The organism is Streptomyces sp. NBC_01454 (genome assembly GCF_036227565.1).
Taxonomy (GTDB): Bacteria; Actinomycetota; Actinomycetes; order Streptomycetales; family Streptomycetaceae; genus Streptomyces.
Genome location: NZ_CP109460.1, coordinates 1,629,615 through 1,652,848, shown reverse-complemented (window position 1 = coordinate 1,652,848; position 23,234 = coordinate 1,629,615). Strand labels below are relative to the sequence as shown.

Below are 23,234 nucleotides of genomic sequence, written 5' to 3'. Positions count from 1 at the left end.
CGGCTCAGTCGGGCAGCAGCTCCTCCAGGGGCAGCGCAGCGACATCGGCGGCGGGCCGGGAGAGATAGAGATCGGCGTGGTAGAAGCCGTCGGATTCCTTGCCCGTGGTGGACAGGCCGTGTCCGGCGAGCGCCTCGAACGCCCCCCGCCGCTCGTCCCCGTCGGCGAACCGCCGCTGGCGGAACGTACGGGTGGGGAGCTTCTCGGTGACGAGTCCGGCCCGGGCCAGCAGGGCGGAGACCGGCCGGTAGGACACCGTCCGCAGTACGAACGCGGCGACCCAGGGCGGGGTGGAGACCGAGTCGAAGAGATGGCCGAAGGTCCGCGCGGTGATGTAACCGACGCCGCCGGTGACGGTGATCAGATCCGTGTCCGCCAGCGCGCGCCGCAGCGCCGGACTCGGCGCGTCGATCTCCAGGTTCTCCGCGAATCCCTGGTCGAGCAGACCGACCTCGCGGGCGTAGCCGACGGCGCGGTCCGCCGCGTCGATGCCGGTGATGCGTACGGACTCGGCTCTGCGCAGGCTGGCGAAGAACGTGCGGTCCTCGTCGATGAGTTGACGGGTCGTGGGCACGTCCGGGCGGAGCGTGGTGTAGCGGTCGTAGAGGTCGGAGAGGGACAGCCGGTGGTTGAGCAGTGCGGCGTTGACCCCGTATGAGCAGCAGAGGTCGACGACGTTGAGTGGTGGACGGTCGCTGCGGTGTCGCTGCAGAGTCTCGGTCACGGTGCGGAACACCGCTTGGCCGTGGTGCGGAATCTGGTAGTCCAGAGGCTGCAGTGTGGTGAAGTACCGACGGGGATCCGGGCAGTTGTAAATCGCCTCGAAATCCGCCTTGCCCCAGTCGGTTCCAGCGGTCGTGTTGGTCACTCCTGCTGTCATGTGGCCTCCTGAAAGGCTGAGCCAATGGGTGGGGGCTCAGCTGGTCCCGGACCAGCATCCTGTCCCCGCCGCCGCCTCACAGTGCGACTTGCGGCCATTCTCGGGGTCTGTGGGGCGTGAGAACACACCCCGACCCCGGGCCTTCGCCCCATGGTCCCACCTCCCGGTTCCCCAGGCGCGTCGGCCGCCGGCCGGTCCGGCAACCGTCATGCCCCGGCCGATCCGCCCCGGGGACCGTCCAGATCCAGCCAATCGGCGCGGGTGCCGGCATGGCCGAGTAAGGGGGGTTGACGGGAAGCGGAGGAGTGCGTTTCGCCTCCGGGGAACGGCGACGGCCCACCACCCGCCGTGCACGGGTGGTGGGCCGTCACCGGATTCCCCGAGGCCCTGGCCGGGGTACCGCGCGCCATCCGGCTAGGTCGCCGTCACGGCCGTGGACAGATGGTCCGCGAGCCACGTCGGCACCCCGCCCATGAGACGGAACAGCCGGGCCGCCTCGGCGCGCAGCCGGTCCGCGTCGGCCTCCGGGGCGGCGTCGGCCAGCGCCGCGAGGGCCGGTGCCGTGCCGATGAGGAAGCCCAGCTCCTCACGGATCCGCAGCGACTCGGCGAAACCGTGCCGGGCCTCCGCCAACTCCCCGTCCCGCAGCGCGAGTCCGGCCAGGTGGCGCCAGGTGAAGGACAACAGCAGGCGGTCGCCCCGCGCGGTGGCGCCGGCGTGCGCGCGGCGGTAGGCGGCGCGCGCCGCGTCCGGGCTGTCGGCGACATGCTCGGCCATCAGCCCGCGCCGGAAGTCCAGCAGCGGGCGGCCGGCCGCTGCGGGCGCCAGCAGCGCCGCGGCCCGGCCGAGCGCCGAGCGCGCCTCGTCGGCCCGGTCCCGGACGCCCAGGACCGTTGCGGCGTAGGCGAGATGGCCGCGCTCGCAGGCCGCGCCGCCCCGCTCGTCGTCGTCGGCCGCCAGGGCCTCGGCGGTGCGCAGCGCGTCCTCGGCCTCGGCCCAGCCGGTGGCCGTGAACACACAGCGCTCGGCGAGCAGGGCCGCCCGGCGCAGCGCCGACGGGGCGTGACGGACGGCGTGCGGCTCCAGCAGGGCCGCCGCGTCGTCCCAGCAGCCGCGGGAGCGCAGTCGCCAAACGGCACGGTCGAGGGGATCGTCCCCCTCGACCGTGCCGAGTGCTGGTATGTCCGGTGCGGATGCGGGCCTCGGTACCGTGACCGGCACCGGATCCGCGGAACTGACCGGATCCACGGGATCCGCGGATTCTGGCATGGCGGTATCCGCCACATTGCCCTCCCCAAGCGCGCCATTGAGCTGGAAATCGGAAGCCGTGCGCGCATCTCAGCACGAATCCCGTCGCCGGGCCAAGGGGGCGGGTGAATGATTTCACAATCACCTGGTGCGCGGTCCGGACGGGGCGCGCGGCCCTGATCGGGCGTATTGCGGCGTGAGCGCGGGCGGCCGGGGCCGGACACCGCCGAGGCGAATCCGCCCGATCGAGTTACCCCGAACGGCGGAGGCAGGCCCGCCGGATCGCACCGGCCGGCCGCGGGCAGGGGGCCGGCCGGGACGCCGCCGGACGGGGGCACCGGGCGCCGGCCGGGACGCCGTCGGGCGACGGACCGGCGCGGCGCGCGGTCAGCTCATCCGCAGCGCGAGGAAGAAGTCGAGCTTGTCCTCCAGGCGGGACAGATCGCGCCCGGTGAGCTGCTCGATCCGCCCCACCCGGTAGCGGAGCGTGTTCACGTGCAGGTGGAGGCGGGTGGCGCAGCGGGTCCAGGAGCCGTCGCAGTCCAGGAACGCCTCCAGCGTCGGGATCAGTTCGGCGCGGTGCTTGCGGTCGTACTCGCGCAGCGGGTCCAGCAGACGGGCGGTGAAGGCGCGGCGGACGTCGTCCGGTACGAACGGCAGCAGCAGGACGTGCGAGGCCAGCTCCTCGTGCCCGGCGGCGCAGACCCGGCCGGGGCGGGCGGCGGCGACCCGGCGGGCGTGCCGGGCCTCCTCCAGGGCGCCGCGCAGGCCCTCCGCGGAGTGCACCGCGGCGCTCACCCCGACCGTCAGCCGCCCGTCGTCCGACAGCCCGCGGGCGAGCGGCTCCTGGACGAGCCGGAGCAGCTCCGCGGCGCGCAGCCCCGTCGCCGAGGAGTCCCCGGACTCGTCCGGCACGGGCAGCGGCACCAGTGCCACCGCGTCGTCGCCGGTGTGCGCCACGGCGATGCGGTCGGAGGGCTCGGGTCCGGCGGTGCCGGGGTCGACCAGCATCTCCTCCAGCAGGCTCTGCGCCACCGGGCCGCCGGGGACGTCGCCGTCCTCCCACTCGACCCGGGCCACCACGATCTGCCAGTGCGGCGCGGTGCCCAGACCGGGCAGCAGCACCGGGGCGGCCACCCGCAGCCGGGCCGCGATCTCGGCGGGCGCGGCGCCGGTCTGGACGAGCTCCAGCACCTCCTGGGCGAGCCGGCGGCGCACCGTGCGCGCCGCATCGCGCCGGTCGCGTTCCACCGCGATCAGCTGGGTGACGCCGTGCAGCAGGTCCAGCCGCTCCTCGGACCACTCGCCGGCGTCCGCCTCGACGGCCAGCAGCCAGTCGCTCAGCAGTGTCCGGCGCAGGTCATGGCCCTCCTGGCGGACCGGGAACAGTGAGTAGGTGAGGCCTCCGAGGGTGACGCGGTGCGGGCCGCGCCGGCCGCTGCGGGCGGCCGCCAGATGTTCCCCGGCGAGCCGGGCGGTCAGCTCACCGGAGAGCTCCGGCCCGGCGTCCGCCAGCGTCGAGCCGGCGATCTGCCGACCGGTGGGGGAGAGCACCCAGGCCCGCAGGTCCAGGTCGGAGCCGAGCAGGTCCAGCACGACCTCCGGGCCGCCGCCCGCGGGGCCCGACGTCATCAGCCGCCGGTGGCGGTCCACGACGGCCGCCAGATCGCCGGCCCGCTCGCTGGAGACCTGGCGGACGACGTGCTCGGTGATGGAGGCGAACGAGACGTCCTCGACCACCGAGAACAGCGGCAACCGGTGCCGTGCGCAGGCCTGGATCAGGTCGTCCGGGACCGAGCCCAGCTCCGCCTCGCCCGCCGCGAGCCCGGCGACGCCCGCGGCGGCCAGGATGCGGACGAAGGGTTCGGAGTCCTCCGGCTCGCGGCGCCAGGCCAGGCCCGTCAGCACCAGCTCGCCGCCGGAAAGATAGCGGCTGGGATCGCGCAGATCGGTGGTCATCACTCCGCGTACCGTGCGGTCCAGTTCGTCCTCACCCCCGAGGAGCCGGAGGCCCAGGGTGGGGGTGTCCAGGAGTACGCGGAGCCGCATGACCTCGCCCGCCGTTCTTTGCTGTCTGGTTGTTGCCGGTGGAATGCCGCGAGGTTTCCAAGCCTCGACTTTCGTTCGAATCTACAAGACGGGTGGCCTGGCCAGCCAACCGCTTCATGGTTTCGGTGACTGCACCGGACGGGTGCCGGGCGCGTTCACTGAGCCCACCACATGAACAGAGCATGAATCGCTCCGTGGCGGCGAGCGCGCCGCATCCGCACCATGAAGCACCGAGCGACCGATTACATTCGTAGAAGAGGCCACCCATGGACTTCCTTCGCCCCGCCAGCTGGGAGGAGGCGCTCGCCGCCAAGGCCGAGCACCCCACAGCTGTGCCCATCGCGGGCGGCACGGACGTGATGGTCGAGATCAATTTCGACCACCGCCGCCCGGAGTACCTGCTTGACCTGAACCGCATTGGTGATCTCAACGAGTGGGAGGTCGGCGAGCGGACCGTCCGTCTGGGTGCCTCCGTGCCCTACACCCAGATCATGGAGAATCTGCGGGCCGAACTCCCCGGCCTGGCCCTGGCCTCGCACACGGTGGCCTCCCCGCAGATCCGCAACCGCGGCGGCGTCGGCGGCAACCTGGGCACCGCCTCGCCGGCCGGCGACGCCCACCCCGCGCTGCTCGCGGCCGGCTGCGAGGTCGAGGTGGAGTCGCTGCGCGGCCGCCGGATGATCCCGATCGACGACTTCTACACGGGCGTCAAGCGCAACGCGATGGAGCCCGACGAACTGATCCGTTCGGTGCATCTGCCCAAGGCCGACGGCCCGCAGCAGTTCTCCAAGGTCGGCACCCGCAACGCCATGGTCATCGCGGTCTGCGCGTTCGGTATCGCGCTGCATCCCGAGACCCGCACGGTGCGTACCGGCATCGGCTCCGCCGCGCCCACCCCCGTACGGGCCCGGGCGGCCGAGGACTTCCTCGCCGCGGCGCTGGAGGAGGGCGGCTTCTGGGAGTCGGGCAACGTCCTTCCGCCGTCGCTCGCCAAGCAGTTCGCGCAGCTCGCCGCCGGCGCCTGCAACCCGATCGACGATGTGCGCGGCAGCGCCGCGTACCGCCGGCACGCGGTCGGCATCATGGCGCGCCGCACCCTCGGCTGGACCTGGGAGTCCTACCGCGGCAACGCCCACGGCACCAAGGGAGGCGCACAGTGCGCGTGACATTCACCGTCAACGGCCGCCGGCAGGAGGCCGACGACGTCTGGGAAGGCGAGAGCCTGCTGTACGTCCTCCGCGAGCGGATGGGCCTGCCGGGCTCCAAGAACGCCTGTGAGCAGGGCGAATGCGGCTCCTGCACGGTCCGTCTGGACGGGGTGCCGGTCTGTTCCTGTCTGGTCGCGGCCGGCCAGGTCGAGGGCCGCGACGTGGTGACCGTGGAGGGACTGGCGGACTTCGCCCGGCAGCGTGCCGAGCAGGGCGGCTGTGCCGGCGGGGTCTGCGGCACCGGTCTGGACGAGGCCAAGCGGTGGGCAGCCAAGCCCGCCTCCGCCGATGCGCAGAGCGGCGAGAAGGCCGAACTCTCCCCGCTCTCCCCGATCCAGCAGGCGTTCATCGACGCCGGCGCGGTCCAGTGCGGTTTTTGCACCCCGGGTCTGCTGGTCGCCGCCGATGAGCTGTTGGAGCGCAACGACTCCCCGTCGGACGCCGACATCCGTGAGGCGCTGTCGGGCAACCTGTGCCGCTGCACGGGCTACGAGAAGATCCTCGACGCGGTCCGGCTGGCGGCCGCCCGCGGCGAGTCCCACACCTCCGGACAGGGGGCCTGATCACCATGGCAGGTGTCACCCGCACCCCCACCCACCTCACCCAGGGCGGCAAGACCCGGGCCGGCATCGGTGAATCCACCCTGCGGCCGGACGGCACCCTCAAGGTGACCGGCGAATTCGCCTACTCCTCGGACATGTGGCACGAGGACATGCTGTGGGGCTTCACCCTGCGCAGCACCGTCGCCCACGCCGAGATCCTCTCGATCGACACCGCCGAGGCGCTGGCGACCCCCGGCGTCTACGCCGTGCTGACCTACGACGATCTCCCCACCGGCGTGAAGAACTACGGCCTGGAGATCCAGGACACGCCGGTGCTCGCACACGGCAAGGTGCGCCACCACGGCGAGCCGGTGGCGCTGGTCGCCGCCGACCACCCGGAGACCGCGCGCCGCGCCGCCGCCAAGATCAGGATCGAGTACCGCGAACTGCCGGTCGTCACCGACGAGGCCTCCGCCACCGCCGAGGGCGCACCGCTGATCCACGAGAACCGCACCGACCACCACATCGGCCACGTACCGCACCCCAACATCGTGCACCGCCAGCCGATCATCCGCGGCAACGCCGACGAGGCCGCGAAGCGGGCCGATGTCATCGTCTCCGGCGAGTACGTCTTCGGCATGCAGGACCAGGCCTTCCTCGGCCCGGAGTCCGGCCTCGCGGTGCCCGGCGAGGACGGCGGCGTCGATCTGTACGTCGCCACCCAGTGGCTGCACTCCGACCTGCGCCAGATCGCCCCGGTCCTCGGCCTGCCCGAGGAGAAGGTGCGGATGACGCTCTCCGGCGTCGGGGGCGCGTTCGGCGGCCGGGAGGATCTGTCGATGCAGATCCACGCCTGCCTGCTGGCGCTGCGCACCGGCAAGCCCGTCAAGATCGTCTACAACCGGTTCGAGTCCTTCTTCGGCCACGTCCACCGGCACCCGGCCAGGCTCTGGTACGAGCACGGTGCCACCAAGGACGGCAAGCTCACGCACATGAAGTGCCGGATCGTGTTGGACGGCGGCGCCTACGCCTCCGCCTCCCCGGCCGTCGTCGGCAACGCCTCGTCCCTCTCGGTCGGCCCCTATGTCGTCGACGACGTCGACATCGAGGCCATCGCGCTGTACTCCAACAACCCGCCCTGCGGGGCGATGCGCGGCTTCGGCGCGGTCCAGGCGTGCTTCGCCTACGAGGCGCAGATGGACAAGCTCGCCGCGAAGCTGGGGCTGGACCCGGTCGCGTTCCGGCAGCTCAACGCCATGGAACAGGGCACGCTGCTGCCGACCGGCCAGCCGGTCGACTCGCCCGCGCCGGTCGCCGAACTGCTGCGCAGGGTCAAGGCGATGCCGCTGCCGCCCGAGCAGCAGTGGCTCACGGCCGGCGCGGGCGCCGATGTCCGCGCGCTGCCCGGCGGGCTGTCCAACACCACTCACGGCGAGGGCGTGGTCCGCGGGATCGGCTATGCCGTCGGCATCAAGAACGTCGGCTTCTCCGAGGGCTTCGACGACTACTCCACCGCCCGGGTGCGGATGGAGGTCATCGGCGGCGAACCGGTCGCCACCGTCCACACCGCGATGGCGGAGGTCGGCCAGGGCGGCATCACCGTGCACGCCCAGATCGCCCGTACGGAGCTGGGCGTTCAGCAGGTCACCATCCACCCGGCCGACACCCAGGTCGGCTCGGCCGGCTCCACCTCCGCCTCCCGGCAGACGTATGTGACCGGCGGCGCGGTGAAGCACTGCTGCGAGGCGGTGCGGGAGAAGGTCCTGCAGAAGGGCCGCGCCAAGTTCGGCACGTACCACCCCGCCTGGGCCACCGCCGAACTCCTGCTGGAGGGCGGCAAGGTCACCACCGACGGGGGCGAGGTCCTGGCCGATATCGCGGACGTCCTTCAGGACGAGGCGATCGACCTGGAGCTGGAGTGGCGGCACCGCCCGACCGAGGCGTTCGACCTGCACACCGGGCAGGGCAACGGCCACGTCCAGTACTCCTTCGCCGCCCACCGCGCGGTCGTCGAGGTGGACACCGAACTCGGCCTGGTCAAGGTCATCGAGCTGGCCGTCGCCCAGGACGTCGGCAAGGCGCTCAACCCGCTGTCCGTCGTCGGCCAGATCCAGGGCGGCACCACCCAGGGCCTGGGCGTGGCCGTCATGGAGGAGATCATCGTCGACCCCAAGACCGCGAAGGTGCGCAACCCGTCCTTCACGGACTACCTCATCCCCACGATCCTCGACACCCCGACCATCCCGGTCGATGTGCTCGAACTCGCCGACGAGCACGCCCCTTACGGGCTGCGCGGCATCGGCGAGGCCCCCACCCTGTCGTCCACCCCGGCCGTCCTCGCGGCGATCCGGAACGCGACCGGGCTGGAGCTCAACAAGACGCCGGTGCGCCCCGAGCACCTCACCGGCACCTAGGACTGTCTCCGGGCGGCGCGTGGCAGGGGATCCTGTCCGACTCCTGCGCGCACCGTCCGGGGCCCGCACCACGCAGTCACTGCTCCGCCCGCACGGAGTCAGTACCCGTTCGTCTCGGGCCGTCCCCCGGGTCGTGCAGCCGACGTTTCATCCCAAATCTCGCATCCGATGCGAGGGCCCCTGTGAACCTTGGGAGTAAGGCATCATGACCCAGCAGTCCACCGAGCCGCGGACCACGGCGGAAGACGCGGGCGCCGGCTCGCGCCAGCCCGCCGGCCGTTCCTGGCTCGACCGGTACTTCCACATATCCGACAGAGAATCGACGCTCGCGCGCGAGCTGCGCGGCGGCATCACCACCTTCATGGCGATGTGCTACATCCTCCTGCTCAACCCGCTGATCCTGTCGACCCCGGACGTCGAGAAGAACACCCTCGCGCACGCCGGCGTGGTCACCGCGACCGCGTTCGCCGCCGCGGTCTCCACCCTGCTGATGGGCTTCATCGGGAAGGTGCCGCTGGCGCTGGCGGCCGGCCTCAACGTCTCCGCCGCGCTGACCGCCCAGGTGGTCCCGCACATGACCTGGCCGCAGGCGATGGGCATGTGCGTGATCTACGGCGTGATCATCTGTCTGCTGGTGGTCACCGGCCTCCGCGAGATGATCATGAACGCCATCCCGCTGGCGCTCAAGCACGCGATCACCATGGGCATCGGGATGTTCGTCGCCCTGCTCGGGCTGGTGAAGGCCGGGTTCGTGGGCAAGGGCGAGGGCGGCCCGGTCACCCTCGGCCTGAACGGGCAGCTCTCCGGCTGGCCGGTCCTGTTCTTCTGTGTCACGCTGTTGTTGATCTTCATGTTGCAGGCGCGCAAGGTGTCCGGTGCCATCCTCTACGGCATCGTGGCCGGCAGCGTCCTGGCCATCGCCGCCACCAGGATCGGCGGGCTGACGGCCAAGGACTGGGGCGGGACGCCCCCGGAACTGAGCGGCAGTGCGGTGTCGATGCCCGACTTCGGCCTCTTCGGCCATGTGGAATTCGGCGGCTGGGGCTCGATCGGTGCCCTCGGCGTAGGCATGATCGTGTTCACGCTGGTGCTGGCCGGCTTCTTCGACGCGATGGCCACCATCATCGGCGTCGGCACCGAAGCCGGGCTGGCCGACGACAAGGGCCGGATGCCGGGGCTCTCCAAGGCGCTGTTCGTGGACGGCGCGGGCGGGGCGATCGGCGGTCTGGCCGGGGCCTCCGGCCAGACCGTGTTCATCGAATCGGCGAGCGGCGTCGGCGAGGGCGCACGGACCGGCCTGTCGTCCGTCGTCACCGGTCTGCTCTTCGCGGCCTGCCTGTTCTTCACCCCCGTCACCCAGCTGGTACCGGCCCAGGTGGCCTCGGCCGCCCTCGTCGTCATCGGCTCGATGATGATGAGCGCCGCCGCGCACGTGGACTGGCGCGACCGCGCGGTGTCCATCCCGGTCTTCCTGACCGTGGTCCTGATGCCGTTCACCTACAGCATCACCGCGGGTGTCGGTGGCGGCGTCCTCGCCTACACCGCCATCAAGGCCGCCCAGGGCAAGTGGCGCGAGGTCGGCGGCTTCATGTGGGTGCTGTCCGCGATCTTCCTCGGCTACTTCTCGCTCCATCCGATCGAGGAGTGGCTGGGCGTCAAGTAACCGCCCCGCCCTCCCCCCTCCGTCCGTTAGGAGACCGACATGCTGGACATCGCCGACGAGCTGCACCGGTGGGTCGAGCAGGGCCGCGACTTCGCGGTGGCCACCGTCGTGGCCACCCACGGCAGCGCGCCCCGCCAGCCCGGAGCCGCCCTCGCCGTCGACGGCGCCGGCACGGCGATCGGGTCGGTCTCCGGCGGATGCGTGGAGGGGGCGGTCTACGAACTCTGCCAGGAGGCGCTGCGGACCGGCCGGCCGGTCCTGGAGCGCTTCGGATACAGCGACGAGGACGCCTTCGCCGTGGGCCTGACCTGCGGCGGCATCATCGACATCCTCGTCGAGCCGATACGGGCTGTGCCGTCGCCGGCGGCGCACCCCGCCGGCGACGGCACAGCGGCGGGGGAGCCGGCGGACCGCACCGCCGGCACGCTCGCCACCGGGCTGGCCGCCGCCGCCGCGGGGGAGCCGGCGGCCCTCGCCCGGGTCGTCCGGGGTCCCGACGGATTCCTCGGCCGTGCCCTGCTCGTCCGGCCCGACGGCAGCCACACCGGCACCCTCGGCGGCCACCCCGCCCTGGACCGCACCGCGCTCGCCGAGGCCCGTGCCCTGCTGGACGCCGGGCGCACCACGACGGTCGCCCTCGGTACGGGGGCCGACGGCGCACCGGAGGGCGGCGGGGCGCAGCCGGCGGGCTCGCGCTGCGGCGCGACGATCGAGCTGCTCGTGGAGTCCTCCGTCCCGGCCCCCCGCCTGATCGTCTTCGGCGCCATCGACTTCGCCGCCGCGCTGGTGAAGGTCGGCAAGTTCCTCAACTACCACGTCACGGTCTGCGATGCCCGCCCCGTCTTCGCCACCCGCAGCCGCTTCCCGGACGCCGACGAGATCGTCGTCGACTGGCCGCACCGCTACCTGGACTCCCAGGAACTCGACGCCCGCACGGTGTTGTGCGTGCTGACCCATGACGCGAAGTTCGACGTGCCGCTGCTGGAGCGCGCCCTTCGGCTCCCGGTCGCCTACGTCGGCGCGATGGGCTCCCGCCGCACCCATCTGGACCGTCAGCGGCGGCTGCGCGAAGTCGGCCTGAGCGAGCTGGAGTTGAACCGGCTGCGCTCACCCATCGGGCTCGATCTCGGCGCGCGCACCCCGGAGGAGACCGCGTTGTCCATCGCGGCCGAGATCGTTGCCAACCGCCGCGGCGGCACCGGCACCCCGCTGACCGGCGCACACACCCCGATCCACCACGACACGGCCCGACGGGTGGGGCGGATCGGCTCGGTGGCCTGAGGGCGCGGGCCCGGCGGAGGGCGGCGGGGCCGGTGGAGGGCGTCGTGGGCGTACGGCGCCTTTCCACAAGCGGCGCACCATGCCGGGAGCGGCGCAGATCACACCGCGCCACGGCCCTGTTCGGCCGAAAGAATGAGGGGGCACTCCCGGGGATATGGCAGCATAGGCAAATGACGGCGCCCGTGCTGAGGGTGCCGGTATGTGTCCGCGCGAGCAAGGAGGTGATCGGGATGAGTCCCGAAGGAAGTCCTTGCCGCAGCGTTGCAGCGTACTGACCGCTGCTTTCTCCGAGCCGTTGACGGTGCGCCCGTAGGGCCTTCGTGCCGGCTTCGCGGTATGCCTTCACCCTGACACCAGGGCGCTTCCGGCTGTGCCCCAGCTGCCCTGTTCCCCTTCTTCGACGTTCCTCGAATTCCCTCGACCTCCCCTCGGAGTTTTCCGGGGTTTCCGGATTTCCCGGGTTGCTGAGTTCATCGGGTTCATCGAGTTCATCAGGTTCATCGAGTTTTTCTCATTCTTCGCGCGGAGGCCATCTCGGCCTGCCCGAAAACGGCCGGTCATTCGCCCGGCCGGAACGCTGAGACGCGCCCGCATCGCCTTTCGCCGTGCCATGCGCCGATTCCGCGTTGTCCGGTCCGCCGGTGTGCCCCTTCGCGCAGGGAGGTTTTGTCATGACCAATCTGCTCACCCCTCAAAAGCTCGCTCCGCCGGGCCGCAGGCTTCGCCGGGAGCGGCAGGCCGCCGAATCGGCGGCCCGTACCCGGCAGGTCGCCGACCAGCTGGCCGAGGCCAGTGGCCGCCCCGCCGCCCAGCTCCTCCAGGAGCTGGAGACCACCCCCGCCGGGCTGTCCTACGGCCTGGCCCAGCACCGTCTGGAGCGCGACGGCGCCAACGTCCTCACCCCGACGTCCGCCCCGCGCTGGTACACCCAGCTCGCCAAGGCCTTCTGGAACCCCTTCATCCTGGTGCTGGCGGTGCTGGTCACCGTCATGTACGCGCAGTGGCTCCAAGTGGCCGGCGAGGAGCCGTTCGACCCGAAGATCGCGATCCTGGGCGCGATGGTGCTGATCAGCGTGGGGCTGCGGTTCTGGCAGGAGTACCGCTCCAACAGCTCCGCCGCCGCCCTGCAGGCCCTGGTCACCACGACCACCGCCGTACAGCGGCTGGCCGGCAACGGGCGGCTGCCCACCACCGTCGAGATCCCGATGGACGGCGTGGTCAAGGGCGACCTCATCAAGCTGGCCGCCGGCGATCTCGTCCCCGCCGACCTGCGGCTGCTGACCGCCAAGGACCTGATGATCAGTCAGGCGGCGCTGTCCGGTGAGTCGCTGCCCGCGGCCAAGGCCGACACCCGCTTCCCCGACGACGGCCAGCGGCTGACCCGCGACCCGGTCGAGGCCGACAACCTCGCCCTCGCCGGCACCTCGGTGACCTCCGGCACCGCGACCGGCGTGGTCGTGGCGACCGGCGCGGACACCTACTTCGGCTCCATGGCGGACGTGCTGACCGGCGAGCGTCCGGAGACCGGCTTCGACACCGGCGTGAAGAAGGTCAGCATGCTGCTGATCCGCTTCATGCTGGTGATGGTCCCCATCGTCTTCCTGATCAACGGTGTGACCAAGGGTGATTGGGCCGAGGCCTTCACCTTCGCGGTGGCCGTCGCCGTCGGGCTCACACCCGAGATGCTGCCGATGGTCGTCACCACCAACCTGGCGCGCGGCGCGGTCGCACTGTCCCGCCGCAAGGTCGTCGTCAAGCGCCTGAACGCGATCCAGAATCTGGGCGCGATGGACGTGCTGTGCACGGACAAGACCGGCACCCTCACCGAGGACCGGATCGTCCTGGACAGCTACCTCGACATCCACGGCGAGCCCGACGACGAGGTGCTGGAGTACGCCTACCTCAACAGCCACTTCCAGACCGGGCTGCGCAACCTGCTGGACCAGGCCGTCATCGACCGGATGCACGAGGCCGAGGAGGTTGTCGTCGACGCCCGCTTCACGCTGGTCGACGAGATCCCCTTCGACTTCGCACGGCGACGGATGTCGGTGGTACTGCGCCGCAACGACGCGGACGGGCCGGCCGGCGAGCACATCCTGATCACCAAGGGCGCCGTCGAGGAAGTGCTCGACCGGTGCAGCCATCTGGCCGGCGGAGGCCGCCGCGCCGAGCTGACCGACACCCTGCGCCGCCAGGTCCTGCACACCGCCGCGTACCACCAGCGGCAGGGCATGCGGGTGCTGGCCGTGGCCACCCGCACCCTGCCCGGCGAGGCCGACGGCGGCCGGGGGGACGCCCGCGCCACCTACGGCGTCGAGGACGAGACCGGGCTGACCCTGATCGGCTTCCTGGCCTTCCTCGACCCGCCGAAGCAGGACGCCGCCCGGGCGCTGGCGGCCCTCGCCGACAGCGGGATCGCGGTCAAGGTCATCACCGGCGACAACGAGCTGGTCGCCGCCCGGGTCTGCGCGGACGTGGGCCTGGACGTCGGCACCGTGGTCACCGGCGCCGAGCTCGACGGCCTCGACGAGGCGCAACTGCGCGCACTCACCCGCACCACCACGGTCTTCGCCAAGGCCGACCCCACCCAGAAGGCCCGGATCGTCCGGGCGCTGCAGGCCGACGGGCACACCGTCGGATTCCTGGGCGACGGCATCAACGACGCGGCCGCGCTGCGCGACGCGGACGTCGGCATCTCCGTCGACACCGCCGTCGACATCGCCAAGGAGTCCGCCGACATCATCCTGCTGGAGAAGGACCTGATGGTTCTGGAGCAGGGGGTGCTGCGCGGCCGGCTGACCTTCGGCAACACCATCAAGTACCTCAAGATGACGGCCTCCTCGAACTTCGGGAACGTCTTCTCGGTACTGGCCGCGTCCGCGTTCCTCCCCTTCCAGCCGATGCTGGCCATGCAACTGCTCGTACAGAACCTGCTGTACGACATCTCCCAGCTGGCCACCCCGTGGGACCGGATGGACCGCGAATACGTGCGCACCCCGCGCACCTGGGACGCCCGGGGCATCGGCCGCTTCATGCTCGTCCTCGGGCCGACCAGCTCGGTCTTCGACATCACCACCTTCCTGCTGATGTGGCACGTCTTCGGGGCCAACAGCGAGGTCCACCAGGCGCTGTTCCAGTCCGGCTGGTTCGTCGAGGGCCTGCTGACCCAGACGCTGGTCGTGCACATGCTGCGCACTCGTCGGATCCCCTTCGTGCAGTCGCGGGCGACCCTCCCGGTGATGGTGATGACGGCGGCGGTGACGGCGATCGGCCTGTATCTGCCGTTCTCGCCGCTGGCCGGTGTGCTCGGGATGCAGGCGCTGCCGATGGCCTACTTCCCGTGGCTGGTCGCGACGCTGGGGGCCTACTGCCTGCTCACCCAGGGAGTGAAGACCTGGTACATCCGCCGGTTCGGCAGCTGGCTGTAACCGGACACGGGGCTCGGGGACGCCGGCCCGGCGCGCGCGATAACGGGATGAGGATCCCGGCGCGCCGGGTTAGCGTCCCCGGGTGACCCACGACGACACCCGCACCGCCCCCCACCTCGGGGACATCCCCGAAGAGGACCTCGACCAGGCCCTGGACCTCGTCTATCTCGCGTTCCACCTGACGCTCCCCGACAAGACCCGCACTTACCACCGCCAACTGCTGCGGGAGAGCACCCGCATCGGCGCCCGGCACGAGGGACGGCTGACCGGGGTGGCCGGGGCCCATCGCCTCACCCTCTCCGTCCCAGGCGGTAAACTCCCGTGCGCTGCCCTCGACTTCGTCTCCGTGGCGCCCACCCACCGGCGCCGCGGGGTGCTGACGTCGGTGATCGACGAGCTGTGGCGCCGCTGCGCCGCCGACGGACAGCCGCTGGCCTGCCTGTGGGCGTCGGAGAGCGCCATCTACGGCCGCTTCGGCTTCGCCGCGGCCACCGAGACCTGCCGCGTGGAGATCGACTCCTCCCGGCCGCTCGCGCTGCGGATCGCGGCCGACCGGCGTCCGCTGCGGCTGATCGACCCGGCCGCGGCACCCGCGCTTCTCGCCGCGCGCTACGACGCGAGCCTGGCCGACCGCGCGGGCCGGTTCACCCGCGACGAGACCTGGTGGCGCACCCAGGTGCTGGACCTCGACGGCGCCCGCAACGGCGACGACCGGGACGGCTTCGGGGCAGTGCGGGTGGTGGTGCTGGGCGCGGACGGTGAGACGCCCGGCGGCTACGCGGTCTACCGCACCCGCTCCGCGAACGACAGCCGCCCCGGCGCGGTCGCGGTGACGGAGCTGGAGGCGGAGTCCGCACCGGCCGCTGCCGCCCTGTGGTCATACCTCGCCGCGATCGACCTCACCTCGGCCGTACGGATCCACGCCCGCCCCGCCGACGACCTGCTGTTCAGCCTCGCCGCCGACCGCGACCAGGTACGCGTCACCGGCCAGGATCCCGCTCTGTGGCTCCGGCTCGTGGATGTCCGCGCCGCGCTGACCGCCCGTTCCTGGGCGGCGCCCGTCGACCTCGTCCTCGACCTGAGCGACCGCGCGCTGCCCGCCAACGCGGGCCGCTTCCGGCTGACCGCCACCCCCGCCGGTGCCACCTGGACTCCCACCACGGACGACCCCGATCTCGCCCTGGACGTACGGGAGTTGAGCGCCTGCTATCTGGGCGGCACCCCGCTCCGGCGCTTGGCGCACGCCGGTCTGGTCACCGAGCACACCCCGGGGGCGGTCCGCCGGCTGGACGCCGCCCTGGAGACCGAGTGGCTGCCGTTCACGGCGGACAACGACTGAGCTGGACGCCACCTCGGCCCTGCCTAGACGGCAATGCCGTACAGGGCTGCCGCGTTGGCCGACGAGAACTGCTTGCGTTCCGCGTCCGACGAGAAGTGCTTCAGGAAGGAATCGATGTCTTCTCTGGTTGGTCGTTGGAACGGGTAGTCGGTCGAGAAGATCAAGCGGTCGACGGAGGTGACGGACAGGGCGTGCTGCAGGAAGGCCGGATCGAGCATGCCGGAGGTCGTGACATAGAGGTTTGACCGGACGTAGTCCGATATGGATCGCTCCAACCCGGCGATACGGGCAAGGCTGTCAGCTCGGTCGAGCCAGAAGAGCAGCATCTCTCCCCAGTGGCCGAGCACCACTTGCAGGCCGGGATGACGGTCGAACGTTCCTCGCAGCATCAGCCGGAGTACCGCAATTGCGGCGTCCAGGTGCCACCCCCACCCGAAAGTGGCCAGGGCGAGGTCCGTCATGGGGTCGAATCCGCGATATGAGGCGTCTCGGACTGCGGTCGAGGGCAGCTGCGGATGGATGAACACGGGCTGGCCGAGTTCTGATGCGGCGGAGAAAGAGTCGTCATAGGCGGGGTCGTCGAGGAACAGGTCGCCCGATCGGCCATAGACCATGGTGCCTACATGCCCCATGCCCGCAGCTCTTTCCAGCTCGCCCCCGACGTCCTTTGGCGACGACATGGGAGAGTGGACAGCGATCGAAAACGGGTCGGGTGCCGGGCGACGGCCGCTGCGGCCATATCGTTCGCGGCGCGGCTCAGAGCCAGTGCCTCCCTGGGCGGCAGCGGCTGGACTCCCGGCGGTGTCAGGGCGAGGACGGACACGTCGATTCCCTGAGCATCCATGGCCGCGATGCGGCCGGCCCCCAGGTCCTCCAGACGTTCCTGGTTGTCGCCCATCTCGTGGAAGACAAGGCTTTCGTCAGGCTGCGGCACAGCTCGGAGGCCGGACGTCACGTCCGGCATGCTCCAGTGTTCTTCGATGGCGATGAGAGGCACAGCCGTCAATCCTTTGCGCTCTCCTGCGTGTTGGCCACGTCAGCCGCGGGTGAGGGGGCGTTTCGAGTGAGAAGACCGCTTGCGGTGCCTGCTGGTCGTCAGGCCACCCGCAAGGGTCGCTCGGTGGGGCTTACCAGGGCACTGTCCGACCCGAGCGGTCCAGATACGCCAGGCCGGGAGTGCCCAGTTGGGACAGCAGGACGTCCACCAGCAGCGGGGCGCTCTCTTCGACGGTGAACGGCGCGTCGGGCCCCCCGAGCGCGGTGCGGATCCAGCCCGGTGCCAGGAGGGCGAAGCCGCGCTGTGTCCCCGCCTGCCGGATCGCGAAGCTGCGCATAAACATGTTCAAGGCCGCTTTGCTTCCCCGGTAGACCTCACGGCCTGCGGTCGTGTTGTTCGTGATGCTGCCCTGCCCGGACGACATCGCTCCGATGAGGCCGGTGTGGGACACCAGGTCTTCGAGCGCCTCGATGACGCGTATGGGGCTGAGAGCGTTGGTGATCATCACCTCGACGAAATCGTCTGTCGCCACCTTGCCGATGGGTGTCTGCTCATTTTTCGTGGTGCCGGCGTTGACGAAGAGCAGGTCGAGCCGGCGTTCCGCAAGACGCTCGTGCAGGGGCGCAAGGTGGTCGGGCTCGTTGATGTCGAGATGCTCGATGGTGACGCGACCCTCGGCCCGGTCGGCGAGATCGTGCAGGGGCGTTTGCGCAGAGGTGTCGCGGACCGTGCCGATGACGTTCCATCCTCGGCCGAGGAATTCAGCCGCCATCGCGTGGCCGAGGCCGCGCGAGGCCCCGACGATGAGGGCGGTCGACATGTGCTGCCCTGTGTCAGTCGATGACATGGAGCGTCATCTCCGTTCCTTTACGTCGCAAGCTCACTTCGTGCGTCCTCGACCGAGACCGCCTTGGGGCGACACCGGAATACGCACTGCTGTGGCTCTTCATCGGTACGGAACAAGTCTGCTTGCCGTGCTGCCGCAGGCGAGATCCCGGCAGATCGATTTGTAGGATTCCCGCTATGGCAGGTGCACCCACGTATGAATCCCTCGCAATCCAGCACGACGATGTGCGAATCATTCGGGCGCTGCAGGTTGCCCCGAGAGCCTCCTTCGCCTCGATAGCGGCCGCGCTCGGCCTCACCGAAGGCACCGTCAATCGCCGATATCGACGCCTGCACGCCGACGGCGTCATCCGCGTCATCGGCGTGGTCAACCCGGGAACGTTGGGGCAAAGCAGATGGCTGGTACGACTACGCTGCCGGCCCGGCAGCGTCGGGGCGATCGCGGGCGCACTCGCCAAGCGGGACGATGTCAATTGGGTAGCTCTTGGCGCAGCGGGCTCCGAAGTCACGTGCGCGACGCAGTCACGGGATCAGGCGCAGCGCGAAGAACTGCTCGGCCAACGACTTCCGCGCACCGCGGCGGTGCTCGACATCAGTGCCTTCGCCATGCTCCGCCAGTTCATGGGAGGCCGCGGTCACTACTGGGCGGCACTCCACGGCGCGCTGTCCCCGAAGCAGGAAGCCATGCTCGGGAGCGACGGCCCCCCGTTCACGGAGTCTCCGGTGGTCACTGACGACCCCGTACACCTCACCGCCGAAGACGAGAAGATTCTTGACGCGCTCGCTGCGGACGGTCGGGCCAGTCTCGTCACCCTCGCCACAGCGGCGGATTCCACACCAGGCCGGGTATCCCGCCGCCTCCGCGTCCTGCTCGAGGAACGTGTCGTCCACATCGACGTCGAGATCGCCCCAGCAGCTTTGGGCTATCACGCGCGGGCCAACCTGTGGTTGCGAGTGCATCCGTCAGAGGTGAAGAACGTCGGACGCTCGCTGGCACGAGAACCCGAGATCGCTTTCGCGGCGGCCATCTCCGGCCCCTACAACGTCCATGCCGTTGCCCACTGCCGAGACCTCGACGAACTTTTCGAATTCACGTCGGATCGCATCGGTGCCCTGCCTGGTCTGCAAAGTATGGAAGTGTCACCCGTCCTACGGCACGTCAAGCAAGCAGGCACGCTACTGTCCGGCGATCGCCTCATCGGGACCACCACTCAAGCGTGACGTAGGCAGGCCCGCGGCGTCGCGACGCGTGACGACAACTCGCCGTCCGCTGCGAGGCGACCGTCCAGCTCGTCCTGGGCCGGTTCTTCTACGTCCTGGGGCAGCACGCCTAGCCCGCGTCCGGCCGCCGCCGCGTCCGCAGCGCCGCCATCACCAGCACGTCGTGCCACTCGCCGTCCCAGTGGAGGGCCTCGCGCAGCCGGCCTTCCACCTCGAAGCCGCACTTCTCGTAGGCCCGCCGGGCGCGCGGGTTGTAGTCGAAGACCTCCAGCTGGACGCGGTGCAGACCCACCCGGTCGAAGGCGTAGTCGAGAAGCAGCCGTATCGCCTCGCTGCCGATGCCGCGGTCGGTGGCGTGCGGGACGAGGGCGATCCGGAACATCCCGTGGGCGTTGTCCCGGTCGATCTGGCTCAGCGCGAGTTCGCCCAGGAACGCACCGCTCTCCCGGTCCTCGACCGCGAGGTCGAGCCGGTCCGCACGGTCGGCGCATCCGGCGCACCATTCCTCGATCTCCTGCCGCGTGAAGTCGTGGTGGGTACCGGTCAGCCGGCGCATCTCCGGGCGCAGACAGGCGGCGTGGAAGGCGTCCGCATGCCATGCCGACAGCGGTACGAGACGGATCCGGTCGCCCGTGAGCACGGGTTTCTCGGACAGTGCGGTGGCATCGATCATGGGGGGAGGATGTCCGGGCCGCGGACCGTGCGGCAAGGGAATTAATCCGGGCCGGACCGGGGACGGGGGAGCGGTGGAGCTTCGGCAGGTGCGGTACTTCGTCAGGGTCGCCGAGGAGCTGCATTTCGGGCGGGCGGCGGAGCGGCTGCACATCGTGCAGTCGGCGGTCAGCCAGCAGGTCCGGCGGCTGGAACGGGAGCTGACGGTCGAGCTGTTCGACCGTTCGACCGTTCGGCGCGGCAGGTGCGGCTGACGGCCGCCGGTGAACGGTTCCTTCCCGAGGCGCGGGCGCTGCTCGCCGCCGAGGAGCGTGCCCGCGCCTCCGTCGCCGAGTTGACCGCCGGCCGCACCGCCACCCTGCGTCTGGGGACGAGCACGGGCCTGGGTGCCCATCTGGACCGGGTGCTGGACGCGCTGGCCGGCCTCGCCCCCGGGACCGGGGTGGAGCTGGTGTCCGCGCGGGCCCGGGAGCGGCTCGACCGGGTGGCGTCCGGTGAGCTGGATGCCCCCGTTCGTCCGGGGCGAGCCGGACGGCGGCGGCCGTGCGGACCTGCGCTTCGTCCCGCTGTGGCAGGACCCCCTGGTGGCGGTCGTCCCGGCCCGGCACCCGCTGGCCGCCGCCCCCGGCGCCGTCGGGCTTGCCCAACTCGCCTCTGTACCCCTGGTGTTGACCGCGCGGCGCAGGAACCGGGCCCTGGTCGACCTGGTCGTCCACGCCTGCCGGGACGCCGGCTTCACCCTCGTCCCGGGCCCCGTCTTCGGCTCGCTCGACGACACCCTGACGGCCATCGGGGCCGGCGGCCCGGCGGACGGCGGCCTGTGGACCGTCGTCTACGCCGCGCACGCCCGCCGGCTGAGCGTGCCCCGTGCCGCCTTCCTGCCGTTCCACGACCCGGGCATGGAACTCACCACCTTTCTCGCGGTCCGCCGTACCGACCCGCCCGCCGGCCTGGATCTGCTGCTGCGGGCCTGCGCGGCGGGGGACGGCGGCGAGGGGTCCGATCTCGATCGGTGATCGCTGTGTGCGCATTCCGCTTCTTGGTCGCGGGGGCCGTCCGCGATGGACTGAGGGCACGCCGGGCACCACCGGGAGCCCGGGGGAAACCGGGGCCGGGCCGGGGAGATCCGGGCACCGCACCAGGTGCCGGATTCCCGGACGGCCGCCTCTGACAAGGGAGTTCCACCATGCCGATCGTCACCGTCCAGCAAGGTCCGCGCAGCGTCGAACTGAAGCGGGAGCTGGTCAAGCAGATCACCGACGCCTTCGTCGACGCGTACAAGATCCCCGCCGGCAGCGTCCAGGTCTGGATCCAGGAGGTGCCCACCGACAGCTGGGGCACGGCGGGCACCCTGACCGCCGACAAGTAGCCGACGGTCCGGGGCCGGCCCCCACGGGGGAGGGCCGGCCGCCTGACCGCTGGACCACTTGGCCCCTTGAACGCCGAACCGCTTGACCGGTGCCGCCTCCGCGGAATCTGATGTTCCCACCGCTGCCGCCGCGGCGAGACCGCTGTCGCCCGGCAACTGCCAGACTCACCTCAGCTTCCAGACGTGTTTGTCCCCGGACCCTCCGAACACAGGAGAAAGCATGCGGACACCGATGACGATCGCGGACTTCCTCGACCGCGCCGACCTGGGCTTCCGCGAGAGCACGGGCGTGATCGACGAGCCCCGTCAGCCCGCCCCGCCGGTGCCCGCCTCGACCTACGGGCGGTTCGCCGACCGGGTCCGTGCCTGGCAGGCGGGCCTGGACGCCCTCGGGGTCGGTGAGGGCGAGCGGGTGGCGGTGGTCAGCCACAACTCCGCGCGCATGCTGGAACTGCTGTTCGCGGTGCCGATGAGCGGCCGGATCTGTGTGCCGGTGAACTTCCGCCTCAAGCCGGAAGAGGTCGACTACGTGGTCCGGCAGAGCGGGGCCTCGGTCCTGCTCCTCGACCCCGAGCTGACGGACATCCTGGCCGGTGTCGAGGCGCGCCACCGTTTCGTGCTCGGTGAGCAGACCGAATCCGAGCTGATGCGGTTCGGCGTGGACCCGCGCCCGTGGTCGCGCCCCGACGAGGACGCCACCGCGACGATCAACTTCACCTCGGGCACCACCGCCCGCCCCAAGGGCGTGCAGCTGACGCACCGCAACATCTGGGTCAACGGCATGACCTTCGGCCTGCACACCCGCGCGTGGGAGCGCGATGTGTACATGCACACGCTGCCGATGTTCCACTGCAACGGCTGGGGGATGCCGTACGTGATGGCCGGACTCGGCGTCAAGCAAGTGGTGCTGCGCAAGGTCGACGGCGCGGAGATCCTGCGGCGGGTCGAGGAGCACGGCGTCAGTCTCATGTGCGGTGCGCCCGCTGTCTGGAACGCCGTGCTCCACGCTGCGGCGACCTGGCCCGGCGAGATCCCGGGGCGTGACCGGGTACGCATCGTCTGCGCGGGCGCGCCGCCGCCGACCGCGACGATCGAGCGTGTAGGGGAGGAACTGGGCTGGGAGTTCACGCAGATCTACGGGCTCACCGAGACCTCGCCCCTCCTGACCTTCAACCGGACCCTCCCCGGCGACGCGGGCCTGCCCGCCGAGGAGCGGGCACGCAAGCTGTCCCGTGCGGGTCTGCCCGCGCTCGGGGTCCAGCTGAAGGTCTCCGGCTCCGGCGAGGTCCTGGCCCGCTCGAACACGGTGCTCGACGGCTACTGGGACAAGCCGGAGGAGACCGCGGACGCGCTGGAGGACGGCTGGTTCCACACCGGCGACGGCGGCACCCTCGACCCCGCCGACGGTCACCTCACGATCTCCGACCGGAAGAAGGACGTCATCATCACCGGCGGCGAGAACGTGTCGTCCATCGAGGTGGAGGACACGATCTTCAGTCACCCGGCGGTCGCCGAGGTCGCGGTGATCGGCGTGCCGCACGAGAAATGGGGCGAGACGATCAAAGCCCTGGTGGTCCTCGCCGAGGGCGCCACGGCCGAGGAGTCCGACATCATCGCCCACTGCAAGCGGCACATGGCCGGCTTCAAGGCGCCGACATCCGTCGAATTCCGCGACGCGATCCCCCGTACGGCCACCGGCAAAATCCAGAAGTTCAAGCTCCGCCAGCCGTATTGGTCCGGGCGCGACAGGGGTGTGAACTGACGCTCGGCCCCGGTTCGGGGGGTTGGTGGCGGCGGAGAAGGTGCCGTCACCAGATTTCCACGGCCGCGGCAGGGCGCTGCCCTGCGGCGATCGCCGAACTCCTCGTGCCGGCCATCACGAGCGACGGCGTGACCTTCACCAACCGGTCGAACCGGCCCGGTACCGGCTGCGCAACGCGGGCCCGGAGCAACCGGCCGAGATTCTCGGCCGAAAGGGTAGGCGGCTGCGCGATCCTCGGCGCACGCTGGACGCCATGCTGTACACGGCGCACCTGCAGCCCATCCGGCGGCCGGAGTTCGCCGAGCTTCCCCAGCC

The 23,234-nt window shown here is 71.0% G+C and carries 19 protein-coding genes; 12 read left to right on the top strand and 7 right to left on the bottom strand.

Going from position 1 to position 23,234, the window contains the following annotated elements; translation table 11 throughout:
• Positions 1-4: 4 nt before the first annotated feature.
• The 3 genes from OIU81_RS07105 to OIU81_RS07095 all read right to left on the bottom strand — a co-directional run bounded on the left by OIU81_RS07105 (position 5) and on the right by OIU81_RS07095 (position 4,177).
• On the bottom strand, positions 5-880 hold the full coding sequence (locus OIU81_RS07105; protein WP_443073939.1) for a hypothetical protein: 876 nt from the start codon (positions 878-880) through the stop codon (positions 5-7).
• Positions 881-1,294: 414 nt separating this feature from the next.
• Positions 1,295-2,149: a hypothetical protein gene (locus OIU81_RS07100; RefSeq protein ID WP_329144976.1), complete on the bottom strand. Its 855-nt coding sequence runs from the start codon at positions 2,147-2,149 to the stop codon at positions 1,295-1,297.
• Positions 2,150-2,515: 366 nt separating this feature from the next.
• Positions 2,516-4,177 carry a PucR family transcriptional regulator gene (locus OIU81_RS07095; protein ID WP_329144974.1) on the bottom strand — a complete coding sequence of 554 codons (1,662 nt, stop codon included), beginning with the start codon at positions 4,175-4,177 and terminating at the stop codon, positions 2,516-2,518.
• A gap of 266 nt (positions 4,178-4,443) precedes the next feature.
• On the opposite strand from OIU81_RS07095, the gene OIU81_RS07090 reads away from it, so the two are divergent.
• From OIU81_RS07090 to OIU81_RS07060, 7 genes are all read left to right on the top strand, one after another.
• Positions 4,444-5,343: an FAD binding domain-containing protein gene (locus tag OIU81_RS07090; protein WP_329144971.1), complete on the top strand. Its 900-nt coding sequence runs from the start codon at positions 4,444-4,446 to the stop codon at positions 5,341-5,343.
• Positions 5,334-5,948 (top strand): (2Fe-2S)-binding protein, encoded by a 615-nt coding sequence (locus OIU81_RS07085; RefSeq protein ID WP_329144970.1) that lies wholly within the window; start codon positions 5,334-5,336, stop codon positions 5,946-5,948. The genes OIU81_RS07090 and OIU81_RS07085 overlap by 10 nt, the downstream gene beginning before the upstream one ends.
• 5 nt (positions 5,949-5,953) lie before the next feature.
• Positions 5,954-8,341 carry a xanthine dehydrogenase family protein molybdopterin-binding subunit gene (locus OIU81_RS07080; RefSeq protein ID WP_329144968.1) on the top strand — a complete coding sequence of 796 codons (2,388 nt, stop codon included), beginning with the start codon at positions 5,954-5,956 and terminating at the stop codon, positions 8,339-8,341.
• Positions 8,342-8,546: 205 nt separating this feature from the next.
• Positions 8,547-10,004, top strand: a complete 1,458-nt coding sequence (locus OIU81_RS07075) for an NCS2 family permease (RefSeq protein ID WP_329144966.1) — start codon at positions 8,547-8,549, stop codon at positions 10,002-10,004.
• 39 nt (positions 10,005-10,043) lie between these two features.
• The gene (locus tag OIU81_RS07070) at positions 10,044-11,285 is read left to right on the top strand and encodes an XdhC/CoxI family protein (RefSeq protein WP_329144965.1); all 1,242 of its coding nucleotides are present in this window, start codon (positions 10,044-10,046) and stop codon (positions 11,283-11,285) included.
• A 671-nt stretch (positions 11,286-11,956) separates the two neighbouring features.
• Complete coding sequence (gene mgtA / locus OIU81_RS07065; RefSeq protein ID WP_329144963.1) at positions 11,957-14,713, top strand: magnesium-translocating P-type ATPase; 2,757 nt, start codon at positions 11,957-11,959, stop codon at positions 14,711-14,713.
• An 82-nt stretch (positions 14,714-14,795) separates the two neighbouring features.
• A complete protein-coding gene (locus OIU81_RS07060) occupies positions 14,796-16,052 on the top strand; it encodes a GNAT family N-acetyltransferase (RefSeq protein WP_329144962.1) in 1,257 nt (418 codons plus the stop codon).
• A gap of 23 nt (positions 16,053-16,075) precedes the next feature.
• Here the strand turns inward: OIU81_RS07060 and OIU81_RS07055 are convergent, their stop codons facing one another.
• From OIU81_RS07055 to OIU81_RS07045, 3 genes are all read right to left on the bottom strand, one after another.
• A complete protein-coding gene (locus OIU81_RS07055; RefSeq protein ID WP_329144960.1) occupies positions 16,076-16,732 on the bottom strand; it encodes an amidohydrolase family protein in 657 nt (218 codons plus the stop codon).
• Positions 16,672-17,049, bottom strand: coding sequence for a hypothetical protein (locus tag OIU81_RS07050; protein ID WP_329144958.1), 378 nt, complete (start codon positions 17,047-17,049; stop codon positions 16,672-16,674). Before OIU81_RS07050 ends, OIU81_RS07055 begins: the two co-directional genes overlap by 61 nt.
• Positions 17,050-17,179: 130 nt before the next feature.
• Positions 17,180-17,896 carry an SDR family NAD(P)-dependent oxidoreductase gene (locus tag OIU81_RS07045; protein ID WP_329144956.1) on the bottom strand — a complete coding sequence of 239 codons (717 nt, stop codon included), beginning with the start codon at positions 17,894-17,896 and terminating at the stop codon, positions 17,180-17,182.
• 176 nt (positions 17,897-18,072) lie between these two features.
• On the opposite strand from OIU81_RS07045, the gene OIU81_RS07040 reads away from it, so the two are divergent.
• Positions 18,073-19,116 (top strand): Lrp/AsnC family transcriptional regulator, encoded by a 1,044-nt coding sequence (locus OIU81_RS07040; protein WP_329144954.1) that lies wholly within the window; start codon positions 18,073-18,075, stop codon positions 19,114-19,116.
• Positions 19,117-19,225: 109 nt separating this feature from the next.
• On the opposite strand, the gene OIU81_RS07035 is transcribed toward OIU81_RS07040, so the two are convergent.
• A complete protein-coding gene (locus OIU81_RS07035; protein WP_329144952.1) occupies positions 19,226-19,789 on the bottom strand; it encodes a GNAT family N-acetyltransferase in 564 nt (187 codons plus the stop codon).
• A gap of 73 nt (positions 19,790-19,862) precedes the next feature.
• Here OIU81_RS07035 and OIU81_RS07030 point away from each other — a divergent pair, with 73 nt between their 5' ends.
• From OIU81_RS07030 to OIU81_RS07015, 4 genes are all read left to right on the top strand, one after another.
• A complete protein-coding gene (locus tag OIU81_RS07030; RefSeq protein WP_329144950.1) occupies positions 19,863-20,042 on the top strand; it encodes a LysR family transcriptional regulator in 180 nt (59 codons plus the stop codon).
• A 249-nt stretch (positions 20,043-20,291) separates the two neighbouring features.
• Complete coding sequence (locus OIU81_RS07025; RefSeq protein ID WP_329154943.1) at positions 20,292-20,804, top strand: LysR substrate-binding domain-containing protein; 513 nt, start codon at positions 20,292-20,294, stop codon at positions 20,802-20,804.
• Between the two features lie 170 nt (positions 20,805-20,974).
• Positions 20,975-21,157 (top strand): 4-oxalocrotonate tautomerase DmpI, encoded by a 183-nt coding sequence (gene dmpI, locus OIU81_RS07020; RefSeq protein ID WP_329144949.1) that lies wholly within the window; start codon positions 20,975-20,977, stop codon positions 21,155-21,157.
• A gap of 220 nt (positions 21,158-21,377) precedes the next feature.
• Positions 21,378-22,919, top strand: coding sequence for an AMP-binding protein (locus OIU81_RS07015; RefSeq protein WP_329144947.1), 1,542 nt, complete (start codon positions 21,378-21,380; stop codon positions 22,917-22,919).
• Positions 22,920-23,234: the final 315 nt, after the last annotated feature.